Source organism: Paenibacillus sp. JT31N7 (assembly GCF_059692095.1).
Map to the genome: position 1 here is coordinate 238,839 of NZ_JCAUAT010000002.1, position 22,204 is coordinate 261,042.

Annotated in this window: 22 protein-coding genes; 2 read left to right on the forward strand and 20 right to left on the reverse strand. The window is 57.6% G+C overall.

Annotation, left to right across the window (positions count from 1 at the left end; translation table 11 throughout):
• Window positions 1–11: 11 nt before the first annotated feature.
• The 11 genes from solA to AC58P5_RS11375 form a co-directional block, all read right to left on the reverse strand.
• A complete protein-coding gene (gene solA, locus AC58P5_RS11325) occupies window positions 12–1,172 on the reverse strand; it encodes an N-methyl-L-tryptophan oxidase (protein ID WP_497386440.1) in 1,161 nt (386 codons plus the stop codon).
• Window positions 1,169–2,362: an amidohydrolase gene (locus AC58P5_RS11330; protein ID WP_497386442.1), complete on the reverse strand. Its 1,194-nt coding sequence runs from the start codon at window positions 2,360–2,362 to the stop codon at window positions 1,169–1,171. Before AC58P5_RS11330 ends, solA begins: the two co-directional genes overlap by 4 nt.
• An 87-nt stretch (window positions 2,363–2,449) precedes the next feature.
• Complete coding sequence (locus AC58P5_RS11335) at window positions 2,450–3,505, reverse strand: LLM class flavin-dependent oxidoreductase (RefSeq protein ID WP_497386444.1); 1,056 nt, start codon at window positions 3,503–3,505, stop codon at window positions 2,450–2,452.
• Between the two features lie 228 nt (window positions 3,506–3,733).
• Window positions 3,734–4,486 carry an amino acid ABC transporter ATP-binding protein gene (locus tag AC58P5_RS11340; RefSeq protein WP_497386446.1) on the reverse strand — a complete coding sequence of 251 codons (753 nt, stop codon included), beginning with the start codon at window positions 4,484–4,486 and terminating at the stop codon, window positions 3,734–3,736.
• Window positions 4,483–5,193 (reverse strand): amino acid ABC transporter permease, encoded by a 711-nt coding sequence (locus tag AC58P5_RS11345; RefSeq protein ID WP_497386448.1) that lies wholly within the window; start codon window positions 5,191–5,193, stop codon window positions 4,483–4,485. Before AC58P5_RS11345 ends, AC58P5_RS11340 begins: the two co-directional genes overlap by 4 nt.
• Window positions 5,183–5,965 carry an amino acid ABC transporter permease gene (locus AC58P5_RS11350; protein ID WP_497386450.1) on the reverse strand — a complete coding sequence of 261 codons (783 nt, stop codon included), beginning with the start codon at window positions 5,963–5,965 and terminating at the stop codon, window positions 5,183–5,185. The genes AC58P5_RS11345 and AC58P5_RS11350 overlap by 11 nt, the downstream gene beginning before the upstream one ends.
• 33 nt (window positions 5,966–5,998) lie before the next feature.
• Window positions 5,999–6,868 carry a transporter substrate-binding domain-containing protein gene (locus AC58P5_RS11355; protein WP_497386452.1) on the reverse strand — a complete coding sequence of 290 codons (870 nt, stop codon included), beginning with the start codon at window positions 6,866–6,868 and terminating at the stop codon, window positions 5,999–6,001.
• 208 nt (window positions 6,869–7,076) lie between these two features.
• Window positions 7,077–7,616 (reverse strand): GNAT family N-acetyltransferase, encoded by a 540-nt coding sequence (locus AC58P5_RS11360; protein WP_497386454.1) that lies wholly within the window; start codon window positions 7,614–7,616, stop codon window positions 7,077–7,079.
• A gap of 358 nt (window positions 7,617–7,974) precedes the next feature.
• On the reverse strand, window positions 7,975–8,163 hold the full coding sequence (locus tag AC58P5_RS11365) for a GNAT family N-acetyltransferase (RefSeq protein ID WP_497386456.1): 189 nt from the start codon (window positions 8,161–8,163) through the stop codon (window positions 7,975–7,977).
• An 11-nt stretch (window positions 8,164–8,174) separates the two neighbouring features.
• Window positions 8,175–8,966 carry a phosphotransferase enzyme family protein gene (locus AC58P5_RS11370; RefSeq protein WP_497386458.1) on the reverse strand — a complete coding sequence of 264 codons (792 nt, stop codon included), beginning with the start codon at window positions 8,964–8,966 and terminating at the stop codon, window positions 8,175–8,177.
• A gap of 164 nt (window positions 8,967–9,130) precedes the next feature.
• Window positions 9,131–9,691 (reverse strand): AAA family ATPase, encoded by a 561-nt coding sequence (locus AC58P5_RS11375; RefSeq protein WP_497386460.1) that lies wholly within the window; start codon window positions 9,689–9,691, stop codon window positions 9,131–9,133.
• A gap of 205 nt (window positions 9,692–9,896) precedes the next feature.
• Here AC58P5_RS11375 and AC58P5_RS11380 point away from each other — a divergent pair, with 205 nt between their 5' ends.
• Window positions 9,897–10,571, forward strand: coding sequence for an SIMPL domain-containing protein (locus AC58P5_RS11380; RefSeq protein ID WP_497386462.1), 675 nt, complete (start codon window positions 9,897–9,899; stop codon window positions 10,569–10,571).
• 508 nt (window positions 10,572–11,079) lie between these two features.
• Here the strand turns inward: AC58P5_RS11380 and AC58P5_RS11385 are convergent.
• The 4 genes from AC58P5_RS11385 to AC58P5_RS11400 form a co-directional block, all read right to left on the reverse strand.
• Window positions 11,080–11,991 carry a TauD/TfdA dioxygenase family protein gene (locus AC58P5_RS11385; RefSeq protein ID WP_497386464.1) on the reverse strand — a complete coding sequence of 304 codons (912 nt, stop codon included), beginning with the start codon at window positions 11,989–11,991 and terminating at the stop codon, window positions 11,080–11,082.
• An 80-nt stretch (window positions 11,992–12,071) separates the two neighbouring features.
• Entirely contained in the window at window positions 12,072–12,938 is an 867-nt protein-coding gene (locus AC58P5_RS11390) for an ABC transporter permease (protein WP_497386466.1), read from the reverse strand.
• Window positions 12,939–12,957: 19 nt separating this feature from the next.
• Window positions 12,958–13,974, reverse strand: coding sequence for an aliphatic sulfonate ABC transporter substrate-binding protein (locus tag AC58P5_RS11395; protein ID WP_497386468.1), 1,017 nt, complete (start codon window positions 13,972–13,974; stop codon window positions 12,958–12,960).
• Window positions 13,975–14,268: 294 nt separating this feature from the next.
• Window positions 14,269–14,862 (reverse strand): TetR/AcrR family transcriptional regulator, encoded by a 594-nt coding sequence (locus AC58P5_RS11400; RefSeq protein ID WP_497386470.1) that lies wholly within the window; start codon window positions 14,860–14,862, stop codon window positions 14,269–14,271.
• 194 nt (window positions 14,863–15,056) lie between these two features.
• On the opposite strand from AC58P5_RS11400, the gene AC58P5_RS11405 reads away from it, so the two are divergent.
• Complete coding sequence (locus tag AC58P5_RS11405; protein WP_497386472.1) at window positions 15,057–16,325, forward strand: ATP-binding protein; 1,269 nt, start codon at window positions 15,057–15,059, stop codon at window positions 16,323–16,325.
• Between the two features lie 108 nt (window positions 16,326–16,433).
• Here the strand turns inward: AC58P5_RS11405 and AC58P5_RS11410 are convergent, their stop codons facing one another.
• The 5 genes from AC58P5_RS11410 to AC58P5_RS11430 all read right to left on the reverse strand — a co-directional run bounded on the left by AC58P5_RS11410 (window position 16,434) and on the right by AC58P5_RS11430 (window position 22,152).
• Window positions 16,434–17,387 carry an aminopeptidase gene (locus AC58P5_RS11410; protein ID WP_497386474.1) on the reverse strand — a complete coding sequence of 318 codons (954 nt, stop codon included), beginning with the start codon at window positions 17,385–17,387 and terminating at the stop codon, window positions 16,434–16,436.
• A gap of 96 nt (window positions 17,388–17,483) precedes the next feature.
• Window positions 17,484–18,155: an AroM family protein gene (locus tag AC58P5_RS11415; protein ID WP_497386476.1), complete on the reverse strand. Its 672-nt coding sequence runs from the start codon at window positions 18,153–18,155 to the stop codon at window positions 17,484–17,486.
• A 310-nt stretch (window positions 18,156–18,465) separates the two neighbouring features.
• A complete protein-coding gene (locus AC58P5_RS11420) occupies window positions 18,466–19,398 on the reverse strand; it encodes a DUF1177 domain-containing protein (RefSeq protein ID WP_497386478.1) in 933 nt (310 codons plus the stop codon).
• Window positions 19,399–19,451: 53 nt separating this feature from the next.
• Window positions 19,452–20,513: an S-methyl thiohydantoin desulfurase family protein gene (locus AC58P5_RS11425; RefSeq protein WP_497386480.1), complete on the reverse strand. Its 1,062-nt coding sequence runs from the start codon at window positions 20,511–20,513 to the stop codon at window positions 19,452–19,454.
• A gap of 10 nt (window positions 20,514–20,523) precedes the next feature.
• On the reverse strand, window positions 20,524–22,152 hold the full coding sequence (locus AC58P5_RS11430) for an OPT/YSL family transporter (RefSeq protein ID WP_497386482.1): 1,629 nt from the start codon (window positions 22,150–22,152) through the stop codon (window positions 20,524–20,526).
• Between the last annotated feature and the right edge of the window lie 52 nt (window positions 22,153–22,204).

The window sequence follows — 22,204 nt, forward strand, 5'->3', positions numbered from 1 at the left end:
TCCCTTCCTCCTTATGTAGTCATCTGAGGACCTGGGGCCCCTTGTGTAAAACGCGTCAAAGTAAACGGCCGGATATCGAACGGCGTCCGTCCGTACAGCGTCAGATCGGCGAGAATCTCCCCCACGACACTGGAAAATTTGAAGCCGTGACCGGAAAACCCTCCCGCCAGAAGAACAGACGGATGGGCCGGATGACGGTCGATAATAAACTGCTCGTCGGGAGAAAGCTCGTATTTGCAGACGGCTCCCCGGTTCAATCGGCCTGCCGCCTGGGGCATATAAGCTTCCAGCGCCCGGCGCAGATCCCCTTCGTCCTCTTCGTAACGGCCGAAAGGCTCCAGCGCCTCTCCCGCTGTCCATTCCACGCCGGTGTCGTGTCTTCCGATCTTGACCCCCGCGCCGCCGATGTCCGGAAATCCGTAGTAGCCTCCCTCCCCGGTGCCGATAGTGAAGCCCGGGAAGCGGCCCGCATCGAACAGAGGCTGTTTCGGCTGAAACCAGCCTACCGCTTTGCGGACCGCCCGGACGGGCAGCTTCACGAACGGCTCCAGCGTCCGGAACCAGGCGCCGGTTGCGAGGATCGCCTGCTGCGCGTGGTACACGCCCTGGTCCGTATGGACGGCGACACCGCCTTCGCGGGCGTTCAGCTGGCGCACGGGCGTATCCGTCAGCAGTCGGGCCCCCGCCTCTTCGGCCAGCCGCCGGTAGGCGGCGACGCACTTCTCGCTGAAGAGGTAGCCGGCGCCGGGCTCATACATCCCGGCGAAATGCTCCGGCAGCTCGAAGCCCGGCCAGCGGCTTCCGATCTCGCCCGCGTCCAGCAGCTCGACGCGGACGCCCAGTTTCCGGGCGTCTTCGGCCCGGGTGCGGAACGCATCCGCACCCGCGATGTTGATCACGCCGGACGGAACCACCAGCTCCGTGCCGGTCTCCGCCTGGAGCTCCTCCCAGAGCTCCTGGGCGCGCAGCGCCATCGTGATATAAGCGGAACCTCCGCTGTAAGCATGGCGAATGAGCCGGGGCTCTCCGTGATGGCTGCCTTCCCCGTGCGGCGGGTTGAAGGCATCGATGAGCAGCGTCCGCGCCCCCTGCTTCGCCAAGTGGTAGCCCGCGCTCATGCCCATCGAGCCCGCTCCGACCACGATGACGTCATACGTCATCCCGCCGTTCATCCGTCTGCCCCGCTTGCGGGCCGTCCGGAGAGTTCCAAGAGTGCCCGGCGGGCAAGCTCCGAGAAAAATTGCGCGCTCACCGGAAGCGCCGCTTCATCCAGGTCGAACGCCGGGTGATGCCACTCCTGCGGTCCGTCCGTCCCGACGAAGACGAAAAGCCCGGGGACTTCCCGCTGATAGAAGGCGAAGTCTTCGCCTGCCGGAGAGGGAATCGGCGTAATCGCGTTGTAGCCGAGAGTCTCGGCCGTGCTTCTCGCGAGCGCGGCCAGTTCGGCGGAATTGTTCACCGGAGGCGGCCCCTGGATCCAGCGGAGCGACGCTTTCGTCCCGCTGGCGGCCGCCACTCCCTCGACGACCTCGCGGAAGCGCGCCAGTACACGGCTCCGGACGCCTTCGTCGAAAGTGCGGATCGTGCCCTCCAGCAGCGCTTTCTCCGGAATGACGTTCCAGGCGGTTCCGCTGTGCAGCTTCGTCACGCTGATTACGGCGCTGTCCAGCGAGCTGATATTGCGGCTGACGATGGACTGGACAGCCGAAACGATCTGCGCGGATGCCACGATAGGATCGCTGCCGGCTTCAGGCAGGGCCGCATGCGAGCCCCGGCCCTCTATCTCGGCGATGAAGCCGTCCGCGGCCGCCATCAGCGGGCCTTCTTTAATGCCGAGCGTACCTACCGGCAGATCGGGTTTGTTGTGCAGCCCGAATACGGCCCGCACGTTCTCCAGCGCTCCGCTGCCGATTACTTTGAGGGCGCCGCTCGCTTTCTCCTCGGCTGGCTGGAACAGGAAGCGGACCGTTCCCGGCAGCTCCTCTTCCCTTTGCTTGAGCAGATAAGCCGCTCCGAGAACGGCCGCCGTGTGAAAATCGTGGCCGCAGGCGTGCATTTTCCCCGGAATTTTGGATGCGTACGGAAGGCCGGTCTCTTCCCGGATCGGCAGCGCGTCAATGTCCGCGCGGATGGCGACCACGGGTCCCGGACGCAGCCCCCCCACCTCCGCAATCAGCCCGGTCCGCAGGGAATACGGGGCGATGCGGATGCCGGCCTCCTCCAGCCAGGCTTTAATAAAAGCCGTCGTTTCGAATTCTTCGTGAGACAGCTCCGGATTCTCATGCAGATGGCGCCGGACCGCAACGAGTCTTGCGGCGAGTTCTTCCAACTGCTCTTGTTGTGCCAGCGTTTCGCTTGTCATGGCTTTCGTCCTCCTCTCGACTGAGACTGCTTAAGATTGCTGAAGAAGCATGATGCGGGAGATTGCCGCCCACCAATCGTCGCGATCTTAAGCCTCTACCGATACGGGCTGTTCGGCCGCTGCCGTGTCCGCTGACGTGTCCGCACCCGACAGCGCTTCGATCAGCAGCTCGAACGACCTTACCCGCTTCGCAAAATCTTTGACCGCGGTCAAAACGATGAATTCGTCCACGCCGGTTGCCCGCTGCAGCTCCAGCAGCTCTTTCTTCACGTTTTCGATCGTCCCCTTCGTCACCGTAGGCTCCTTTACCTCAATCGTGAAGTTCTCGCTGCTCTGTTTGCCGAATTCCTCCGCATGCTCCAAGGTGCTGACCGTAATCGTCCGGCCGCTCTCCAGATGGATTTTGACCAGCTTATGGTCCCCGGCCAGCTCCTCCGCTTCTTCCTCGCTTCCGGCTACGATGACGGACAAAGCGAGTATGGCTGCCGGTTCGGCGCCGTCCGCGCAATTGAACTCGCTCCGGTACGTCCCGATGGCTTCCACGGCCGTCTGCGGATCTCCGTTGATAAACAGCGAGAACACGTAAGGCAGACCCAGTTCCGCCGCAATCCGGGCGCTTCCCGTGCTCGCTCCGAGTACGTAAAGATCCGCGGGCCGCTCCGGTACCGGATTCGCACGGAGACCGGCCAGCGGGTGATCTGCTTCCAGCCGGTCGTGAAGAAATTTGCGCAGCTCGACGATTTTGTCCGTCAGAGAATCGGCATCCACGACGTTTTTCTGCAGTGCCTGCGTCGATCTCGGCAGGCCGCCCGGAGCGCGGCCGATCCCCAGATCGATCCTTCCGGGTCCGAGCGCTGTCAGCACGTTAAAGTTTTCCGCGACTTTGTAAGGGCTGTAATGCTGAAGCATGACGCCTCCCGATCCGAGCCGGATGCGTTCGGTTTTGGCCAGCAGATGGGAGATCAGCACCTCCGGCGAAGATCCGGCGACGTGCGCGGAATCGTGATGCTCCGCCACCCAGAAGCGGTGGTAGCCGAGCTCCTCCGCCCGCCGGGCCAGAGCAACGGTCCGCTTGAAAGCCTCCGTCCCGGTGTCGCCTTCGTAGATAGGGGTCTGGTCCAGAATACTCAGTTTAATGGCCATGTCTTGGTTTCCTCCTTGTAAAAAAACGGGCTCCGGCCGTACAGACAGAACCGTTTTTGCAGTTGCGTCTTTGCTGTTACGTTGCTGCAGTTACAGTTGTTGCAGTTTCGTTTTTGCAGTTTCGTTTTTGCTGTTGCGTTTTTGCAGTTGTGTCTTTGCGGTTACGTTGCTGTAGTTACGGTTTTTGCAGTTACGTTTTTGCGGGTCCGTCTTTTCCGGCTCCGCGTTTTAAATGGAATAGCTCAGTTCGGGCGTGATCCGCTTCAGAAACTGCCGGGTCCGCTCTTCCTTGGGCGCGTTAAACAACTCGCCCGGCGGGCCTTCCTCGACGATCACTCCGCCGTCCATAAAGACGACATGATTGGCTACCTCTCTGGCGAACCCCATTTCATGCGTCACGACAATCATCGTAATGCCCTCTTTGGCGATCTTACGGATGACCGAAAGCACTTCTCCGACGAGCTCGGGGTCCAAGGCGGACGTCGGTTCGTCGAACAGGATCACTTCCGGATTCAGCGCCAGTGCCCGTGCGATTCCGACGCGCTGCTGCTGACCGCCGGACAACTGGCTCGGATAGGCGTCCAGCTTGCCGGACAATCCGACTTTCAGCAGCACTTCCGCGCTTCGCGCGCGCGCCTCGTCTTTCGGAAGCTTCTGCGCGACGACCAGTCCTTCCATCACATTTTCCAGAACGGTCTTATGTTTGAATAGATTGTACTGCTGGAACACCATGGCCGTTTTTTTGCGCAGCGTATGAATATCTTTGCGTCCCGAGCGCTTGCAGTCGACGGTAAAATCCCCGATCGTCACCTCGCCGGCGTTCGGCTTTTCCAGAAAATTGATGCACCGCAGCAGCGTCGTTTTGCCCGATCCGCTCGGCCCCAGGATAACGACGACTTCACCTTTATGCACGGTCAGGTCGATGCCTTTCAGCACTTCCTGCTTCCCGAACGATTTTGAAATACCGGTCAGTTTGATCATGCCACTCCACCCCGATTGTAAAGAGTAAACCGCTTCTCCAGAGCGGACGATGCCTTTTCCACAAGTACCGTAATCCCCCAGAATAGGAGGGCGGCCGCTATATAGGCTTCGAAAAACTTCCAGTTCGTAGACGCCACGATGTTGGCCTGGGCGTTAATTTCCACTACCGAGATAGTAAAAGCGAGCGTAGTCGCATGAAGCATAGAAATGACGGAGTTCGTCAAATTGGGCAGGCTGACCGCAAAAGCCTGAGGAAACACGATGCGCCGCAGTGCCTGCGGAGTCGTCAGTCCGACGGCGTAAGCCGCTTCGATCTGCCCCCGGTCCACCGCCCCGATGCCCGCCCGGACCACTTCGGACATATAAGCTCCCGCCGTGATGGAGAAAGCGATGATCACGAAAGCGACGAGCGGGATGGAACCCGAGTTAAAGGACCAACCGTAACGGTCCGCGAGCGTATCCAGCATGGCCGGAAGTCCGAAATAAACGAGGAACAAGTGCATCAGCATCGGCGTTCCCCGGATAAAGGTCACATACGCCACCGCCGCCGGATGCAGAACCGGCACCCGGTAAATGCGCACCAGCGCGATGCCTGTACCGATCAGCAGCCCTCCCAGAACGGAGACAGCCGTGATGTACAGGGTAACCGGCAGAGCCGACAGCAGGCTCAGAAAAGCCGTCCCGATGAAGGAAGGATCAAGGTTCATAACCCGGCGCCTCCTTTTTGATTCCCGGCTGGAGCCGTCTGAAGATGTTCAGGCGCGCAGCCGTTTTGCCGGCCGTGTCCGCAAGCGGCCTGCTGTGGCGCAGCAGTCTTTTCTCGGCGGCATCGAAACCTTTCTGCAAAATAAAGCTGACGACGAAATAAATAAGCGACAGCGCGATATAAATTTCGATAAAATGCTGCGTCGCCGTGCCCAGCGTCTCGGATTTGCCCGTCATTTCCATAACGCCGAGCGTAAAGGCGAGCGAGGAGTCTTTCAGGTTGCCGATGACCAGGTTGCCGAAAACGGGCAGCGCGATCCCCAGCGCCTGCGGCATCACGATGCGGGTGAATGCCTCGTACCCGTTCATGCCGACCGCGTAAGCCGCCTCCACCTGCCCCCGGTCAACGGCCGCCACCGCCGACCGGATCATCTCGGAGACATAGGCGCCGGTATGCAGCGAATAGGTGAGAATAACGAACAGGAGCACCGGCGTTTTGGACACGTCCACCTGGACGATTTTCAGCAGCTCCGGCAGCCCGTAATAGATCAGGAACAACTGGATGAGAATCGGTGTCCCCCGGAAGAAGGACACGTAGATTTGACTGATCCGCCTCAGCACGGGCACGTTATACAGCCGGGGCAAAGCGATAAGAAACCCGATGATCAGCCCCAGCAGGGTGGAGCTTCCCACGATCAGCAGCGTGATGTGCAGATAGGAAAGCAGCTTCGGAATAAAGAAGAAAATATAGTCCGCCTCGAATCTTCTGCCCATGGTACCACCTCTCTCGTACGAACCTTCGGGTTCTTATTTCTTCTGCTTGCCCACGTGCGAGAAATCCTGGCCGAGCCACTGAACGCTCAGCTTGGACAACGTTCCGTCCGCCTTCACTTCCTTAATGGCCTGGTCGATCCGGTCCGCCAGCTTTCCGTCCGTTTTGCGGAATACATACAGCACATCCGATTCTGTCAAAGGTTCGCCGACCGTTTTCAGCGCGACCTTGCCGTCTTTGTCCGTATAGTTGCGGAGGGCGAAATCCGACGTTACGGTGGCGTCGATACGCCCTTTGCGGATTTTGTCCACCAGATCGTTGGCCGTGGCGTTGTCGTACACGATCTCGATGGCATTGTTGTTCTTCTTGTTGTACTCCTGGAGGATATACGCTTCGTTGCTTGTCGCTCCGGTGCGGACTTTTTTTCCTTTCAGATCGTCGATGGTTTTGATGGTATCGTTGTTGATCTCGACGGCGACTTTGTTCAGGAAAATGCTGTACGGCTCTTTATTGAACAAATATTTCTGCTCGCGCTCCGGATTTTTTTCCATTTGATGGGCGATCAAGTCGATCTTATTCGTTTCCAGGCTTAGCAGCAGACTCTGAAACTCCATCGTTTTGAATTCGAACTCGTATTCCGGTATCCGCTTGTCGAGCTCTTTAATCAACTCTACATCAAACCCCGTCAGCTTCCCGTTCTGGTCGATAAAGCACACCTGCGGGAACTTGGTCCCCGTGCCGACGATGACCTTCTTGGCCTGGCCCGCCGGACTTTCTCCCGGTTTGTCCGTGACCGCCGAGGCCGCCCCTCCGCCCGTTTCTACGGCTTTGCCGCAGCCCGCAGACGCTGCCGCCAGTACTAAAATTCCCGCTCCCGCCAACCATTTGTTTACCTGTTTCTTCATTAGACTTGCTCCCCCGCTTCATTATGGATAGTTGAGAATGTATGATGATCGTCCAGCCCTGATTGAAGTGCGAACCATGCGGTGTATATTTCTTGCGGCTGAAGGTCGGCCTGTATTGTCGTGCTTTGTAACCATGTCCGGTCAGATTCCCTGCCATGCTTTCCCTTTGCTGCCCGCCTTGCCTGCGGCCCCTATGTAAAAAAATCCTCTATGAGGCTGTAAAAAAGGCGGATTCGTGCAGCTCGAGCCGGTAGCTTTTCACAAGTACCTCGCCGTTATGGAACTCTTTGTCATACGCGCGCTGGAACCCCAGCCGCTCATACAGGCTCACGGCGGAAGCCATCATATCGGACGTATGAAGATGAAGCGTAGAGGACCCGAGCTCCAGGGAGCGCCTCGCGCTTTCTTTAATGAGTTCCGTCGCAACGCCCCTGCCACGCGCTCCCGGCGAGACGGACAAATAGCGGATAATCGGCGTATGGATTTCCAGCTCCGGCCTGCCGTAGGCCGCCTCCGAGGAGACGAAAAGCTGGACGGTGCCGACGATTTCTCCTTCCGCCTCGGCCACGAGCCGTGCGACGGGATTGCCTTTGTCGGCGGCAGCTCCGATATCTTCGCGGTACTGCTGCCATCTTTGTGCGGACATGACGTCGGCATACTGCAGATAAGCTTCAAGCATCACCGCGCGGACCGCCTCGCGATCCGCTTCTGCCGCATCCCGGATGACGATGGAGGGTGAGCTTCCCATTATTCTGACACTCCTTTTTCTTCTAGGTGTGGAACTGCGCGTAACAACGCAAAAAGCCAGAGAGGTCACTAGAAGCGACTTCTCCGGCTGTCCGGTCGATACTCGACAATTCAAAGCGGAATACTAAGTTTTTAATACTGTACCACTAAAGCGGAACGTTATCAACCATTTTTTGTTGTTTTTTTGGGGAAGCTGAACGGTAAAGGGATTAGGAAGTCCTGGAACCCGCATACCCGGCTGCGTGCGGTTCCGGCTGTTCGACCGTTACTTCGCGGACCCCGCTCACGATAAACGGGCTGCACAAAAAAAGCTGCATGCCGCAGCCGTCTTACAGCTTTTTCTCATACAGGTTGGCGCTCTATCCGTCTCCCGTCACGGCTTCCAGATAAACGAAGCCGGCGTTCCGGTAATACGCGTTGAGCTCGGAGTTCTCCGACATGCAGTCCAGCCGGACATACGTTTTGCCCGCCCGCCTGGTATAGCCTTCCGCCCATTCGAGCAGCCGGGTACCCAACCGGAGTCCGCTGCGCTTGCGCGTGACGACCACGAAAGAAAGATTTAAGTCCAGTCATTCTTATGTTCGGAGATGAATGTAATATCATTTTGATAATGTTCAAGATGACCCGCATCTATCATCTTTTGAAAAGCAAGGTCACCTTCACTCGCTCTTCTCGTTATCGTTTTACATAATCCTTCCAACCGCAGCAGGACCATTTCTATATAATTTCCCGCAAAGCCTTCACCGTAAGAATCAAAAAACAATTTCACTCTGTTTTTAATACGGGAAGCATCTTGAAATGAATCGTAATAAACGATTTCGCCTGTTTCGGTAAGATACAATCTGCTTAACGGCACACAAGTGTAAAGAGTATAGGCTATGTCCCAAAGCCGCGGACCGGGTCCGGCTGCATCAAAATCAATAATACCTATTGGTTTCTCGTGCTGAAAAATCATGTTGTATACGGCAAAATCGTTGTGGCATATTACCTCCGAAGGTTGTGGAGTACCGTCTAATGGCTGCCAACTGTCATCAAATGAAAAGTCGCTTACGGCATCATGATAAAGACGGAGCATTTTCGCCATTTCCCGTAAGACATCATCGGACCGCATGTATTTTTTTAAAGGATAATTACCGGCCTCCCCTTCGATAAAGGTTAAAATTTCTCTTCCTTTTTCATCGATACCAAGGTATTTCGGGGCATAATCGTACCCTTTGTCGGCAAGATGGTTTAGCAGCGCATGAATTCTTTGGCTGTTCGGCTTTAATTCCCTTCTGACTGTATGACCGGACCGGTATACTTTCGAGACGTTGCCGCCGGCTAACAATTCCTCATTTGAACGATTGGACATATAGGCACCTCCTCTTCTTATTCAAAAATCGTGTGGGGTTCGCTCGCCCTGCAGGACTGCAACGCGCTCCTGGCATCCAGGACTGCTCTCTTTATTGAAAGTTCAATAGAGTTTCCTAACATCGCCATCTGAAAAGAAGTACACGCGGCAGGTCCGGACGGTTCCTAGTCCCGGATATCCGGGGTCCGGACAACTCCTTCCTCCCATACGCGCTCTAGAATCGCATCCACGGTTTCTTCCGGCGTCAGGCCGGTCGAGTCCAGCCACAGGCCGACCCGCGGGGTTTCCGTGTGCAGCACGCCGTTCAGTGCGGATACGGTCCATATGCCGTATCCTTTCTTGGACCGGGCCGCTTCTCTGCGCGCGACTTCCTCCTCGCCGGGGCACAGCACGATCACGTACAAGGGCCGGTCCTCCAGCAGCGTGATAAAGTCGTTCAGCACCCGGCCTACGACGACATCCTGCATGATGACGGTAAATCCGGCGGAATAATAGGTGTCCGCGGCTTGAGCCGTCAGCCTGTACCGCAGCAGAAGCTGCTCCAGCTGGTCCGCTTCCGCATCCGGACGGACTTCCTTGCGGTCGTTGACGATCATTTTACGGAAATGATCTCCCCGGAGATGAACCGATTTCTCGAAGCGCTCCGCCAGCAGCTGCGCGACCGTCGATTTGCCGCTTGCCATAATGCCGGTCACCAAAAACATCGCATGAATATCCCGGATCATGCTTATCCCCTCCTCTTGTAGACGATTTCTCCTATTTCCATTGTAGCCAATCGCCGGCAAAGCACCGTAAGGAGAGTTTTATTATAATAAAAACGGCCGCCGCCCTTCCGTGGACCGGCGTATCAATTTTCGCTGCCGGCATGCGAGAGTGCCGGATTCCATATACTAAGAAATAACATCTCTGCAACCAGAAAGGAGACCGGCTATGTACGGTTTTGCACCCCCGCCGCCGCTTCCTCCATCGCCCGGATACCGGGCAGGCAAACCCGCTTCCATTGAAGTTACAGGCGACGGAATCGTCTCGGTCGTACCCGATCGGGCCGTGATCGTGCTGGGAGCCGTCACGGAGGGAGAAACCCTCGCGCCCCTGCAGGCCGAGAACGCCCGGATCATCTCGGCCGTGATCGACTCCCTGCTGCAGCTCGGAATTCCCCGGGACAACATCCAGACGGATGAATTCCGGATCGATCCCCAGTACGACTTCCAGGACGGCAAACAAATTTTTCGCGGTTACCGGGTCACTCATCTGCTGAAAATTACGACGGAACGGGTCGGAGAAACCGGAACGATAGTCGATACCGCCGTCTCCAAAGGGGCCAACTCCGTTTCGGGAATTTCTTTCCGTACGTCCCAGCCGCAGAAATACAGCAAGGAAGCGCTGGCGCTCGCCGTCCGGAACGCGCAGGAGAAGGCGCTGACGATAGCGGCGTCCCTCGGAGTCACCCTGGCGGCGGTTCCGGAGTCCGTCCAGGAGCTCAGCCGCCAGAACGAGCCCGTGCCGTACAAGGCCTCGGTGCTGGCCGCAAGTCCGGCAACGCCCATCCAGCCGGGTGAGCTGCATGTTTATGCGGCCGTGAGCGCGCGGTACACCTTCAGCTAGGCCCGGCCGGAGACACCGAAAAAAGAGCGTATCCCGTCAGTCGGGGACACGCTCTTTTTTCGGTTGGGGCCGGACCGCACAACGAAGAGAGCATATCCCGAGTCGGGATACGCTCTCTTTCGCTACAGGCAGGGCCGCGCAAGGGAGGTACGGGACCGTTCTCCGTGCAATACGGCTGCGCTCCCGGGATTCGCGGGCGGGCCCGGCAGCTCCGCGGGAACGGCGCTTGCCTGCTGCCGTGGGCCCGCGCTGAAATCGCGGGCCGAGTCAGGCGCACGCCAGATTCGCGCCGCTCTGGCTCAGCTCCGGCTGCGCTCTGGTTACGCTCCCGTTCGGCTCTCACTTGACTTGCTCCGGCTCCGGCTGCGCTCCCGTTCGGCTCTCGCTTGCTCCGACTCGACTCCGGCTCGGCCCCCGTTCGGCTCCGCCCTGGCTCCGCCTCCACTCCAGTCGGCGTTCCGGCTCCCGCTCGGGCCAGCCCTGCGCAGGGCGAGCGGCCGCAGCCCGCTTACGACGCGCTCGCCGCAGCCGCAGGCTCCGAGACGATGCGCGTCACGCTCTTGCGGCCGTCCACGCCGACCGGAACTTCGCCGGTAATCGTGACCCGGCGGACGACCCGGTGCTGATCGCCGTAATCGTTCACGGCGTAATGCTGCGTGGCGCGGTTATCCCAGATTGCCACGTCGCCCTCGGCCCAGCGCCAGCGCACGGTATTTTCCAGGCTTGTGATCTGCTCCTGGAACAAGGCGATAAGCTTCTGGGAATCGGCGACGGAGAAGCCTTCGATTTTTTTGGCGAAGCCGCCCAAAACCAGTGTCTTCTCTCCCGTTTCCGGGTGAACGCGGACGAGCGGATGCTCCGTTTCGTAGACCGTGGAGGCGAAGCTCTCCCGGTATTTGCGTGCCGCTTCGCTGCCCAGGGCGTTCACTGTTCTGACCGTGGACGCATAATCGAATTCATTGGTGTGCAGCACCCGCAGCTTGTCGGCCAGCTCGCGCAGCTCCGCTGGAAGAAGCTCGTAAGCGGCTGCCGTATTCGCCCACACCGTATCCCCGCCCGCTTCGGGAATCACAATCCCGCGGAGGATAGATGCGGCCGGATAAGCGTCGACAAACGTCACATCCGTGTGCCACACGTTGGCGCGTCCACCGTGCGTCGAATCCAGCTCCAGCACGTAATCCGTGCCGTCTTTGGGCTTGATCGTCGGATGAGCGATCGGAGTGCCGAGCAGCTTTGTAAACTCTTCCTGTCCCGCATTATCCAGATGGTTCTGATCCCGGAAGAAAATAACCTTATGCTTGAGCAATTTTTCGCGGATAAAACCTACCGTACTTTCGTCAAGACTGCCGGACAATGAAATTCCTTCAATAATAGCACCAATTCTTCCTGAAACCGGGATAACCTTCACTTGTTCACTCATGTTCTTGTTCCTCCTTTGGAATGGGTTATATATCGTCAGCGGCAAGCCCGGACCGGCAGCTCGGCTGCCCATACCCGGGACTATCCCTTGTAATTGTCGCGCCATTTCAACAGCCGCTCTTCCAGCAGCCGCACGACGGAATCCACAAGCTTGCCGACAACAGCGAAAATAAGGATGCCCACAAACACGGCGGTCGTTCTGGAAAACTGTCTCGCATCCTGAATCATGTACCCGATACCTTCGCTCGATCCCATCAGCTCCGCAACGACGAGCCCCAGCCAAGCGACGCCCAGCGACAGCCTGAGTCCGAGCAGGACATTCGGCAGCGCCGAGGGGAGCACCAGCTTCGTGATTTGCCGGAAGCGGTTGAACTCCAGCACTTTGGCGACATCAAACAGCTTGGAATCCACGTTGCGGACTCCCAGGAATGTATTGACATACAGCGGGAAGAACGCTCCCAGCGCGATCAGCAAAATTTTGGACAGCTCGTCGAACCCGAACCAGAGTATAAAAAGCGGCGTGATCGCAAGATGCGGAACGGTGCGGAGCATCTGTAAAGTAGGGTCGAGCATATACTCGGCTCTTTTCCTCAATCCGACCAGCATACCGGTCAGAAGACCGAGCGAGCCGCCGAGCAAAAAGCCGTAGGCGGCCCGCTGCACGCTCACCCTCAGATGATGGAACAGTTCGCCCGACTGAAGCATTCCCGCAAATTCCTCCGCGATGCTGAGGGGCGAAGGAAATAACGTCGGGGAAACCAGCTTCAGTCCGCTTGCCGTCTGCCAGAGGACAAGCGCCGCCAGCGGCAGCACGAGTCCGAGCAGGACGATTTTCAGTTTGCCTCCGCGCCTGGCGGATGCTCTTCCTGCTGCGGCTTGCCTGGCTTCCCTCTCTTCCAGGCCCTTGGCGGCCGGAGAAGACGGATTTAATTGTCCCAAAGCTGACACGTTCCTCGCCTCCTTCTCCTTATTTAGCCGGTTTCACGGCTACAATCGCTTTGCTGTCCGTGTTTTGCGTTACGTCGATTTTCTTCTTGATAAAGCCCGCTTCCAGGAGGATGTCCGCCGAAGCCTGCTGGATGCCGAAGATCTCTTTTGAAATCGGAACGTTCGCATATTCGGTATTTTGGACCACCAGCTCGATCGTCGCCCGGTCCGCCTTCTTGGCGTTCGCTATGTACTCCACGACCTCATCCCGGTGTTCCTTCTGAAACTCGATCGCTTTCTCGAATCCTTTCAGGAAAGCTTCCGCCGCCTCAGGGTGTTCCTTGATAAAATCGGTCCGGCCAATCGTAAGGACGGGCGCTTTAATGTTCAAAGCTTCTCCGCTTGTCAGGACGCGCGCGCCGTTCTTGGCGATCTGGATGCTCGTATACGGGTCCAGTCCGACCCAGGCATCCACCGCCCCCGATTCGAAAGCGGCGACAGACTCTTCCGCCTGGAGCTGGATAAGCTGGAAGTCGGATTCTTTCAGCCCCGCCTGCTTAACCGCTTTGATGAAAAAAACGTGAAGCGTGGTTCCCTTGGCGATGGCGATCTTTTTTCCTTTCAAATCCGCAAGACTTTTGGCCGTGCTGTTCGCCGGGACGATCACGATGTTGAGTCCTTTTAAACCTTCGGAGAGCAGAGACAGCGTCATGACCGGCAGATTGTTCGCCTGAGCAGATATGGCCGCCCCGTCGCCGAGCCAGGAGAAATCGACGCGCCCCGCGGCCAACGCCTCCAGAAGAGTCGGACCGCTCGGAAACTCGGACCATTTGACGTCCCCGCCGATTTTGGCGAACTCCTCCTCGAACCAGCCTTTCTCCTTGGCCAGGAGAAGAAGGCCGCCGCCCCCGTTATTCGCGAGATTAACGGTATAGTTGCCCTTGGGGGCGTCCGTCCCGGAGGCGGTTGTCGCGGCCTGTCCGGCACCGCATCCCGTAAGTCCGGCCAAGCCTATGACGAGTGCCGCAGCCGCTAACGATGCTTGAAGTTTCTTCATCCGCCGTGCCCCTTTGCACACAAATTTCGACTATAAAAAAAGACACCCGACAGCGCGCGTTAAGCGGGCCGTGCAAGGTGCCACCAGTGGACCGGTAGGATACCAGAGTTATCGATTCACTCCTAAAAACCATTAAACCTAATATTCCCATGTAAATAGTCGGTTTAAACGATACACTAACTGACTCGTCAGTCAGTGCTTGTTGGAATGATTCTATCAGCCCCTTTTTGGGAAGTCAATACTTTTTTGGGCAGAAGTTGAAAAGGAGACGGCAAGCCGCCGATTTCAGCGGGCTTATTTGCAAAGCAAACCGACAAGCTGCTCCTCATCCGGGCGCGCTACGGCATCCAGTCCCCGGCGCCGGGCCCCGCTGACTCCGTTGAGCAGAGCGAAATAAAGCACCGCCAAATCTTCGGGCCTTCCTTCCCGGAACGTCCCCTCTTCCTGCCCCTGCTTCACGATCGCGATAATCGGCTGAAGGTTCTCGACGGCCCTGCGGGGTATTTCCCGCTTTTCCTCCGCGGAGATGCTCGCTATCGTCTCCGCATGCAGAACGACATGCATGCCGTTCAAAGCATTCTCGTCCTCCCCGATTTTCCGGGCATGCCAAAGAAGCTTGTCGCGCGCGTTTCCTTCCCGGCGGCGGGCCTCCTCGCAGACTCGGCCGTATCTTTCCTGAAGCATCTTGACCAGGCTGACGAACAGCTCTTCTTTGGAGGAATAATAGTTGTATACATGGCCGTGGGAAATGCCCGCCGCTTCCGCAATATCCGATATTTTGGCCGCCGCGAGGCCCTTTTTCGCGAAAATTGCGATGGACGCACGAAGAATCTGCGACCTGCGTTCTTCTCTCTGCTGCGTCACTTTTTCCGGGTTGTTCACAGACATAACGGGTCCCCTTTCTCTGATACCGTGGATTATAACACATTTAGGTAATCTGAAAACGGAGGGTTCTCCGGGGGATTAGGCTATTACTTCAGCTCTGCCCGGCAATATTCGTTTTGAGCCCAAGGAATTTGCCCCTTCATGCCGAATAGTGTAGGGGTCAGATGAATATAACCACGTCCAGAGGGTGAGCGATAATGGCACAGATCAAGGACCTTTTACTTCAGCTCTTTTTTTCCCTTATGCCTTTCGTACTTTACAGCTTTTATTACCGGGACAAAGACACCAATTACTCCAGAAAATTTATTCTGATCACCTCTATGATCTGTCTGTTTTTTTCCATGACATTCGCCTCCACCGTCGAAAAAGGCATCCAGTTCGATGTCCGTTACGTTATTCTTTTTTTCTCGCTTGTGTTCGGCGGGTTTCGCGTCGGCTTTCTGCTTATGCTGGAGTTTGTTCTGTACCGTCTTTATTTGGGCGGACCGGGGATTTATTCGGCTATGGTCATTTTGCCCATTACGTTCCCCCTGTCGGTCTTGCTGTGCCATGTCTACCACAGGACAAGCCAGAAGTACCTGGTCGCCCTTATGGCCGGACTCTGCTACTCTTTCTTCCCCCTTCTTTTTCTGTATATGGATCGGCCCGATTATATTCTGACTCATTTGACTTACCATATTCTGATCATACCCGTTCACAATTCGGTCGGAGTTCTGCTGCTGTTCTACTTGTTTGAGAAATCCGCAACGGATAAGGACATGTACCTGAGGTACCTGCAGAGCGAGAAAATCGAGGCCGTCGGCCAGGTCGCCGCTTCCCTCGTGCATGAAGTACGCAACCCGCTCACAACCGTGCTCGGTTTTTTGAAGTTGATTCGCCAAGATCAAGCCATGCCCGCGGAAAAACGGCACCGTTTTATCGATACCTGCATAGAGGAGGTAAAACGGACGGAGGCGATTCTGTCCGAATATTTGTCCATGTCCAAGCCTTTAACGCAAAAGCGTGAAGAAATTGATCTCGCCCGCGAGCTTGAGGCTGTCGTGGAGGTCATGACCCCCTATGCCACGATGAACAATGTTTCGCTGGCCCTGCATGTCCCGTCCGAACCTGTGCGGATAACCGCCAACGGAGCCGAAATGAAGCAGCTTCTGGTCAATTTCGTAAAAAATGCCGTCGAGGCCTGTTCATCCGTACCAAAAGGAAACGTCACGCTGCGTGTGCATACGGATGGGCAGCTCGTGAAAGTACATATCCGGGACAATGGGATCGGGATGAACAAAGAGCAGTTGAGGCGCCTCGGCTCCATCTATTATTCCACCAAAAATACGGGCACCGGCCTGGGCCTTACGTATTCTTATCAAGTGATCCGCTCCATGAACGGCACGGTCTCGGTTTTCAGCGAGCTTTATGGAGGAACGGAATTCACTCTCTCGCTGCCCCTTGCTTCCAAAGATCCCTATGGATGACAAAAAAACCGCCAGCCCCTTCACGCTCTCCGGAGCATAACAGGGCTGGCGGTTTGATTTATTGACCGCGGACGGCCAGGGTTGTACAGGGAGGGTACTTACAGAGTCTTACACCTGGAAAGCCAGTTTCCCCTTCTCCATGATGAGCTTGTCGTCCAGATACACGGTCGGCTCCTTAACCAGACCGTCGATATGGACGCCGGCCGCGATCGTTCCCCCGAACGTGTTGTTGCTGCCGAAAGCGACGTGTATCGTTCCGTACACTTTCTCGTCCTCCAGGATGACGCCGGTGATTCTCGCTTTGTCGTTCGTGCCGACTCCGAATTCGCAGAGAAGTCTGCCGTCTTTGTCGCCGAGCATGCCGAGGAGCTGCGGGCCGGCCGCGCCTTCCGCCTGTACGATACGGCCCTTCTCGATCGTAAGCAGTAAGGGCTCGCTTAGCTTGCCGATCCCGGCAATGGACCCGTCGATCAGGATTTGCCCTTCCGCCGTTCCTTCCAGTGGCGCGATATACGCTTCCCCGGACGGCAAATTCCCCGACTCGCCGGGATTCAGATACAGGCCTGTGCTCGGCACGCCTTTTCTTCCCTCAACAGGGAAGGTGAGCGTATAGCCGCCCTTCTCGATGCGCACTTCTCGGGCTCCGGTTAAAAGCTTCGTCACCTTCTCCGTCAGCCGCTTAACCTCGGCATAATCGGCCGAGATCGCGCCGTGGAGGAACATATCCTCCGTAATACCCGGCATCGTAGCCAGCCTTGCTCCGGAGGCAGCGGCATTTTTGCGGGCCTGCGTGTGCGTGAGAGACTGCTTCGTGATGCAGACGACCACATTCGAGGTGATCATGGCGGCGGCGACTGCAGAAGGAGGTTCTTCCCCCGGTCTGTGCCGGTCCTTCATGACCATAAGCACAGCCTCCGCTCCAAGCGCTTTCCCTGCTTCGTAAAGCGGCTCCGCCAGATGTCTCTTATCTTCGTCCGAGACGACAAGGAATGATTCCCTAGGCTGCAGGCCCAGACAGCTTTGCAGCACGTGTTTGCCGACTTCGATGAGTGATTCGTTCATTATCTTCATCCTTTCTGATTCGGGAAGGTAGCGGAAAGGGGCTGACGTTCAACTGCTTCCCTGCATCAGCCTCAGCCCGTCTCAACCTGGCTGCTTCTATATCATTTCCGATACGAGCTTGCCCATCAGGGCATTGGACAGAATGACCGGCTTGCCCGAAGCCTCCGCCATAAACTGCCGCGCTTCCTCCGTATACCCCATACAATCGAGCACGATGATGTCGCTCTTCTCCTTCAGCTCCTCGGCGGCACGCCGGAATTCGGCTTCGTCCGGTTTGTACGGCGATGCGACGGCAAAAACCGGGCTCAAGCCGTAGGGCTCATACTTCTGCGCGAGCGTTGCGCGCTGCTCCGCCAGCGGTACGAGCACGCCGAGCCTGCGGCCGCCGGCCATCGCTTTCACAGCGGGAGGGATAAGATGGTCAGGCTCGATCAGGTACGACCGCTCTGCCCGGAGGCCGGGGAATACGCCTGTGCACAGCAGCAAAATGTGCGAGATTCCGGCCTCCTCGAAATCGCTTATCCGCTTCTGCAGCAAAGGCTGCAGCTTCTCGCGCGACATCACGACGGATTCGCCGGTCGCCAGACGCGACGTCAGCACGTACTGCCCTTCTTCCGGAAAAAGCTCCCTCTCGATGTCCGCTTTGTCCAGCCCGTCCAAGGCGCCGCCCTGAACGATTTCGGCGCGTCCCTCCAGGCAGCGCTCCACAATCGGCGCCACGTCTGTCCGAGGCGCTTGGCCGATCGTAATCATCCCCAGTTTTTCCATGCTTTCCACCCCCATGTGAGATCCGCCGAAACGGCTGAAAAAAAAGGACAGGGGAACTCCCCTGCCTCATTCGTTGCCTGCCGGCCGGCAGTCGAGTAACTCCCCGGCGGTTTACTGCCCACCCGCGGCTGACGCACTCCCGCCGGTTCGAACAGCGGACTCTCGATTAGTCCGCCAGCCTCCGACGCGCTATGTCCAGTGCGGCGGACCGCAGCCCTGTACACCCTGTGCGGAACTAGGAAAACAAGGCAATATCCAGGCCGCTTCCGAGCGCCATTCTGCCCGCGGGCGGGCTTGCTCCGTTCCCCGCTTACTTGCCGCTGGTCTGCAAAATTTTCATCGACCCGTACAGCTTCGTGATCCGACCGAATTCTTCCGGATCGTAGAAAGCGCACGTCCCGGCCGTCGTTTCCTTGGCCGCTTCAATGGCGAAGCGCGCCGCTGCCGCGATGTCCGTCTCATGGCTCGCGCCCGTTCCGCAGCCCGGAACGACGGATTGTGCCGTCACGGCGACACCGACGACAGGAGCATCCGTCGCTACGCACGGCTGCAGGATGGAGTTGATGTGATACAGATCGTTGCCGTACGGCGTGATGTCCTGCATCGTAATCGGGAACGTCACCGCATGCTGGCCGGTCGTCATCTCCATAATGCGGAGCAGATCGTCGCTGACGCGGAGGATGTACCCTTCCTTCACGGTCGGCGAAATCGCGATGCCTTTGTGATTGATCACGCGATTGCCCTTCGTGGTGTCGATGGACAGAATCGCGTCCATTTCGGGCACGACTTCCTCCCGGTTCATCGTCAGGATATCGACCGGCGAATCCATAAAATCGACCGGTTCATGCGGGCGGGTCGGCGCGTCCGGGCAGATGTGAGTCGTGACGATCACATCGCCTTTCAACGCGTCGCCTTTAGTCTGCATATCCGCCAGCTTCAATGCTGCGGCGACAGCCGCAACCGCTCCGTCCGCATCGGATACGAGGCCTATGCGGCTGGGGCGCGCCCCGATGCCGCCGAGACGGCCGATAATGCCGAAAGTCGGCGCATGGCCGCCTTTGCTTTTGCCGTCCGTGCCGGGGATCACGACTTTGACGAAATCCGTGCTTCCTTTTTCCCCGCTGACTTTGGAAACGGTCACCGATACGCCGGGATAGGCATCGAACAATTCTTTCACTTTCGCTCCGCTTGCATACATGCTGTCGAGTGTATCGAGAACGATCATCGTTTGTTTAAGGGTCATAGTAACTTCCTCCATATGAATTCACTTTGATGTCGAAATGAATGAGTCCGGATTTAATCCAGATAAGAAAGCACCGGCTTCTTGATAATGTCTTCCACCGCCTGCAGCAGCTTGCGGTTTCTCATCGTCGTGCTGAGCAGCAGCTTCTCGGCGGGCACCGCAATGACGGCAATTTGCTGCCCCTTCGCGATGGCGGCCGATACGATCGGCTTCGCTGTTTGCGCATCCAGCGTCATGATCAGATCCGGGAAGGTGGCAAAGCGCTCCCCGTCTTTCTCCAGCGTCATGTACTCGTTCCAGAAGGTCATCTCGTACGCATCGTCGATCCGGACCGTCCCGGCATCGAACCCGCCGGCGGTTTCCAGCGCGAAGTCCGTGACCGTGCCGACCGTTACGACTTTGCCGCCGAGCTGCGCGACCACGGCCTCGATGGCGGTCTCTCCCTTCGCGGAAAGCAGCGCCCGGCCGACTTCGATCGCCTGCGTGATGGCGCCGGACGCGCCGTTGGCTCTCGCGTAAGCCGCCGTCACGGGGTTCCGGGCGACGGCCACAAGGCCGCCCGCTTCGATGGAAGCCTTGCGGATCATCGTCGACGCCTTGTCCAGCGTCCCGGAGATGCTCAGCTCGATGTAGCGGTCGCCCCGGCCGCCTGCGGCCGCTTGATGGGACACATAGTCCTCCACCTCGGACAAGTTCATCGAGCCCATGGAGCCGGTCGGGTGGGCCCGGCCGTTGCAGGCGAAATCAACGAGCGGAACGCCCGTGATAGCCGACTGGAACCAGCCGTTGACCGTCGTCCCGGCCCCGTTCTCGTTCGTGTGAAGCCCCTGGATGGGCCGGCCGATTTTGGCCGCAAGCAACTCAAGCGCCTTCGCGTAGTGAACGGGCTTCACGAACTGTTCTTTGGCGGCGGGAGCGCCGACCATGGAGACGGTGACCAGCAGGTCGTCGTCGCCGAATTCGTCGAGAGAGATCAGTTCGGGCTCGCCGACTTCCAGCGCCAGGCGTCCGAGCTTCAGCCCCTCTTCGATCCAGCCGCCGCCACCGCCGCCCAGAACGGCGCCGCCGTAAACGGCCTGCTCTACCATTTCTTCATTCAGCTTAAGTCTCGTCATGGGAGTCACCTCATTTTTTCAGTTTGAATACGGAGCTAAAGAAGCTGTACAGGGCATCCCCCGCGATAAAGCCGGCTGCGAGAATGCTCATCGGTGTTTCGGCTTCCTTCTTGAAAATTTTCAGAACGACGATCCGGATTAGAATACCGGCGAGAACCGCCCAGCACGCATTCGGTGAAACGATCAGAAGACCCGTTGCGAAAAGCACCCCGATCTGACGGGACGGTCCTCCGAGCAATTGGACAATCGCGCCGGGAATCGCCCAAAGCAGCAGTTGACGGGCAATATCGGCCGAAGCTCCGGCCTGGATCGTCGACACGTACACTTTATCGATAGGCGGAACGAGATTTTGCGCAAAATAGCCTTTGTACGAGAACAGCACGGTCAGCAGCGCTACGCCGAAGGCGATCATCGCCGTGATGTACTGCTGTTTTCTCCCGTGAAGCTCAAGCTCGGGATCTTTGCCGTTGCCCCGGAGAATATATCCGGCTTTCAAGTCGTAGCCCATATCCGCAAACGCCGGGCCCGTTGCCGCGCTGAAGCCGGCCAGAAGCGCAAGCGCAACCGGCGGAAACCCGATCATCATGCCGAACAGCAGCGTAATAAAAGCGACGGCAAACGCCGGGAACCAGCCGGAATGCATGGCGGCGATCCCTACGATGATCTCGTGCACGAAGGCGGCGAAAGCGGCGAATATGATGAAGCCGATCAGCATGCCGAGCGACATTTTCGTCATAATGCCGCCAATGATGGCAATCAGCAGGGCGATGACCAGGTAAGCGGCAAAGCCGAGGCTGAGGGTGCGGCGGGCTTCTTTATCCGTTCGGGTCAGCCGGCTGTCCGTGACTTCTTCCTCGCTCTCCGCTTCGGAGCCCGCCGTTTTCGGGCGCTTGAAAAGGAGCATCCCCGCCTGGATGAGCGCGACTATGCCGGCGCCGATCATGACCCCGTGGGCGATGTACAGCTGATTGACGTCGATATCGAACCAAGGCACCGAATACTGCCGGATCATCAGGCCGATGCCGAACATCGTCAGCGCCCAGATGTTTCCGATAAACGCGACACCGAAAGCGGACATCGAGATTTTAAAATACGAGCCGATGAGCCCGATAAGGGTTCCGACACCGAGCAGCAGCGCGCGCTTGCCGCCTTTATCCCCCGCCAGGATCGATTCCGCGGTAGCCACGCCGGGCGCCCAGGTTCCTTTTGCCGGGAAGAGTTTGGAGTCGAAGAGCTTGTACAGCAGCGTCGCGTCGACAAACATCGCCAGCGCGGCTCCGATCAGCATCGGCACGATCAGTTCCGTCGCACCCATCGCAAACGGAATCCCGATCGGAATGAGCAGGCTGTTGGCCGCTCCGAACGTAGCCGAGGAAATGGACGTCTGAACCAGATTTTGACGATGGATCGATTTGTATTTACGGAATATCATCATGGGAATTCGTGCGATGAGCATCGCGACAAGAGCGCCGATAATCGCGGTATTCGGGGTTACCCCCAGTGTCGTAACCAGCTGCATCCCGATAATGGCCCCGATTACACTCGTGACAATGTTCAAGATCAGCGCGAACGGCTCGAAAATACTCGGGTGTTTCTTTTCCTGTACCTCTTTCTGTTCCTGTACCTCTTTCTCTTCCATGGACAATCCCCCTAATCACTTGATGTAGAACCATTCTCCCGTCATCTGTTTC

Excerpts from the sequence above, each read along its gene's own strand:
- solA (WP_497386440.1), bottom strand. The coding sequence starts at position 1,172 with ATGAACGGCGGGATGACGTATGACGTCATCGTGGTCGGAGCGGGCTCG.
- AC58P5_RS11425 (WP_497386480.1), bottom strand. The coding sequence starts at position 20,513 with ATGACGAGACTTAAGCTGAATGAAGAAATGGTAGAGCAGGCCGTTTAC.
- AC58P5_RS11430 (WP_497386482.1), bottom strand. The coding sequence starts at position 22,152 with ATGGAAGAGAAAGAGGTACAGGAACAGAAAGAGGTACAGGAAAAGAAA.
- AC58P5_RS11360 (WP_497386454.1), bottom strand. The coding sequence starts at position 7,616 with ATGGGAAGCTCACCCTCCATCGTCATCCGGGATGCGGCAGAAGCGGAT.
- AC58P5_RS11405 (WP_497386472.1), top strand. The coding sequence starts at position 15,057 with ATGGCACAGATCAAGGACCTTTTACTTCAGCTCTTTTTTTCCCTTATG.
- AC58P5_RS11380 (WP_497386462.1), top strand. The coding sequence starts at position 9,897 with ATGTACGGTTTTGCACCCCCGCCGCCGCTTCCTCCATCGCCCGGATAC.
- AC58P5_RS11345 (WP_497386448.1), bottom strand. The coding sequence starts at position 5,193 with ATGAACCTTGATCCTTCCTTCATCGGGACGGCTTTTCTGAGCCTGCTG.
- AC58P5_RS11400 (WP_497386470.1), bottom strand. The coding sequence starts at position 14,862 with ATGTCTGTGAACAACCCGGAAAAAGTGACGCAGCAGAGAGAAGAACGC.
- AC58P5_RS11385 (WP_497386464.1), bottom strand. The coding sequence starts at position 11,991 with ATGAGTGAACAAGTGAAGGTTATCCCGGTTTCAGGAAGAATTGGTGCT.
- AC58P5_RS11375 (WP_497386460.1), bottom strand. The coding sequence starts at position 9,691 with ATGATCCGGGATATTCATGCGATGTTTTTGGTGACCGGCATTATGGCA.
- AC58P5_RS11415 (WP_497386476.1), bottom strand. The coding sequence starts at position 18,155 with ATGGAAAAACTGGGGATGATTACGATCGGCCAAGCGCCTCGGACAGAC.
- AC58P5_RS11410 (WP_497386474.1), bottom strand. The coding sequence starts at position 17,387 with ATGAACGAATCACTCATCGAAGTCGGCAAACACGTGCTGCAAAGCTGT.
- AC58P5_RS11395 (WP_497386468.1), bottom strand. The coding sequence starts at position 13,974 with ATGAAGAAACTTCAAGCATCGTTAGCGGCTGCGGCACTCGTCATAGGC.
- AC58P5_RS11355 (WP_497386452.1), bottom strand. The coding sequence starts at position 6,868 with ATGAAGAAACAGGTAAACAAATGGTTGGCGGGAGCGGGAATTTTAGTA.
- AC58P5_RS11330 (WP_497386442.1), bottom strand. The coding sequence starts at position 2,362 with ATGACAAGCGAAACGCTGGCACAACAAGAGCAGTTGGAAGAACTCGCC.
- AC58P5_RS11340 (WP_497386446.1), bottom strand. The coding sequence starts at position 4,486 with ATGATCAAACTGACCGGTATTTCAAAATCGTTCGGGAAGCAGGAAGTG.
- AC58P5_RS11350 (WP_497386450.1), bottom strand. The coding sequence starts at position 5,965 with ATGGGCAGAAGATTCGAGGCGGACTATATTTTCTTCTTTATTCCGAAG.
- AC58P5_RS11370 (WP_497386458.1), bottom strand. The coding sequence starts at position 8,966 with ATGTCCAATCGTTCAAATGAGGAATTGTTAGCCGGCGGCAACGTCTCG.
- AC58P5_RS11335 (WP_497386444.1), bottom strand. The coding sequence starts at position 3,505 with ATGGCCATTAAACTGAGTATTCTGGACCAGACCCCTATCTACGAAGGC.
- AC58P5_RS11420 (WP_497386478.1), bottom strand. The coding sequence starts at position 19,398 with ATGACCCTTAAACAAACGATGATCGTTCTCGATACACTCGACAGCATG.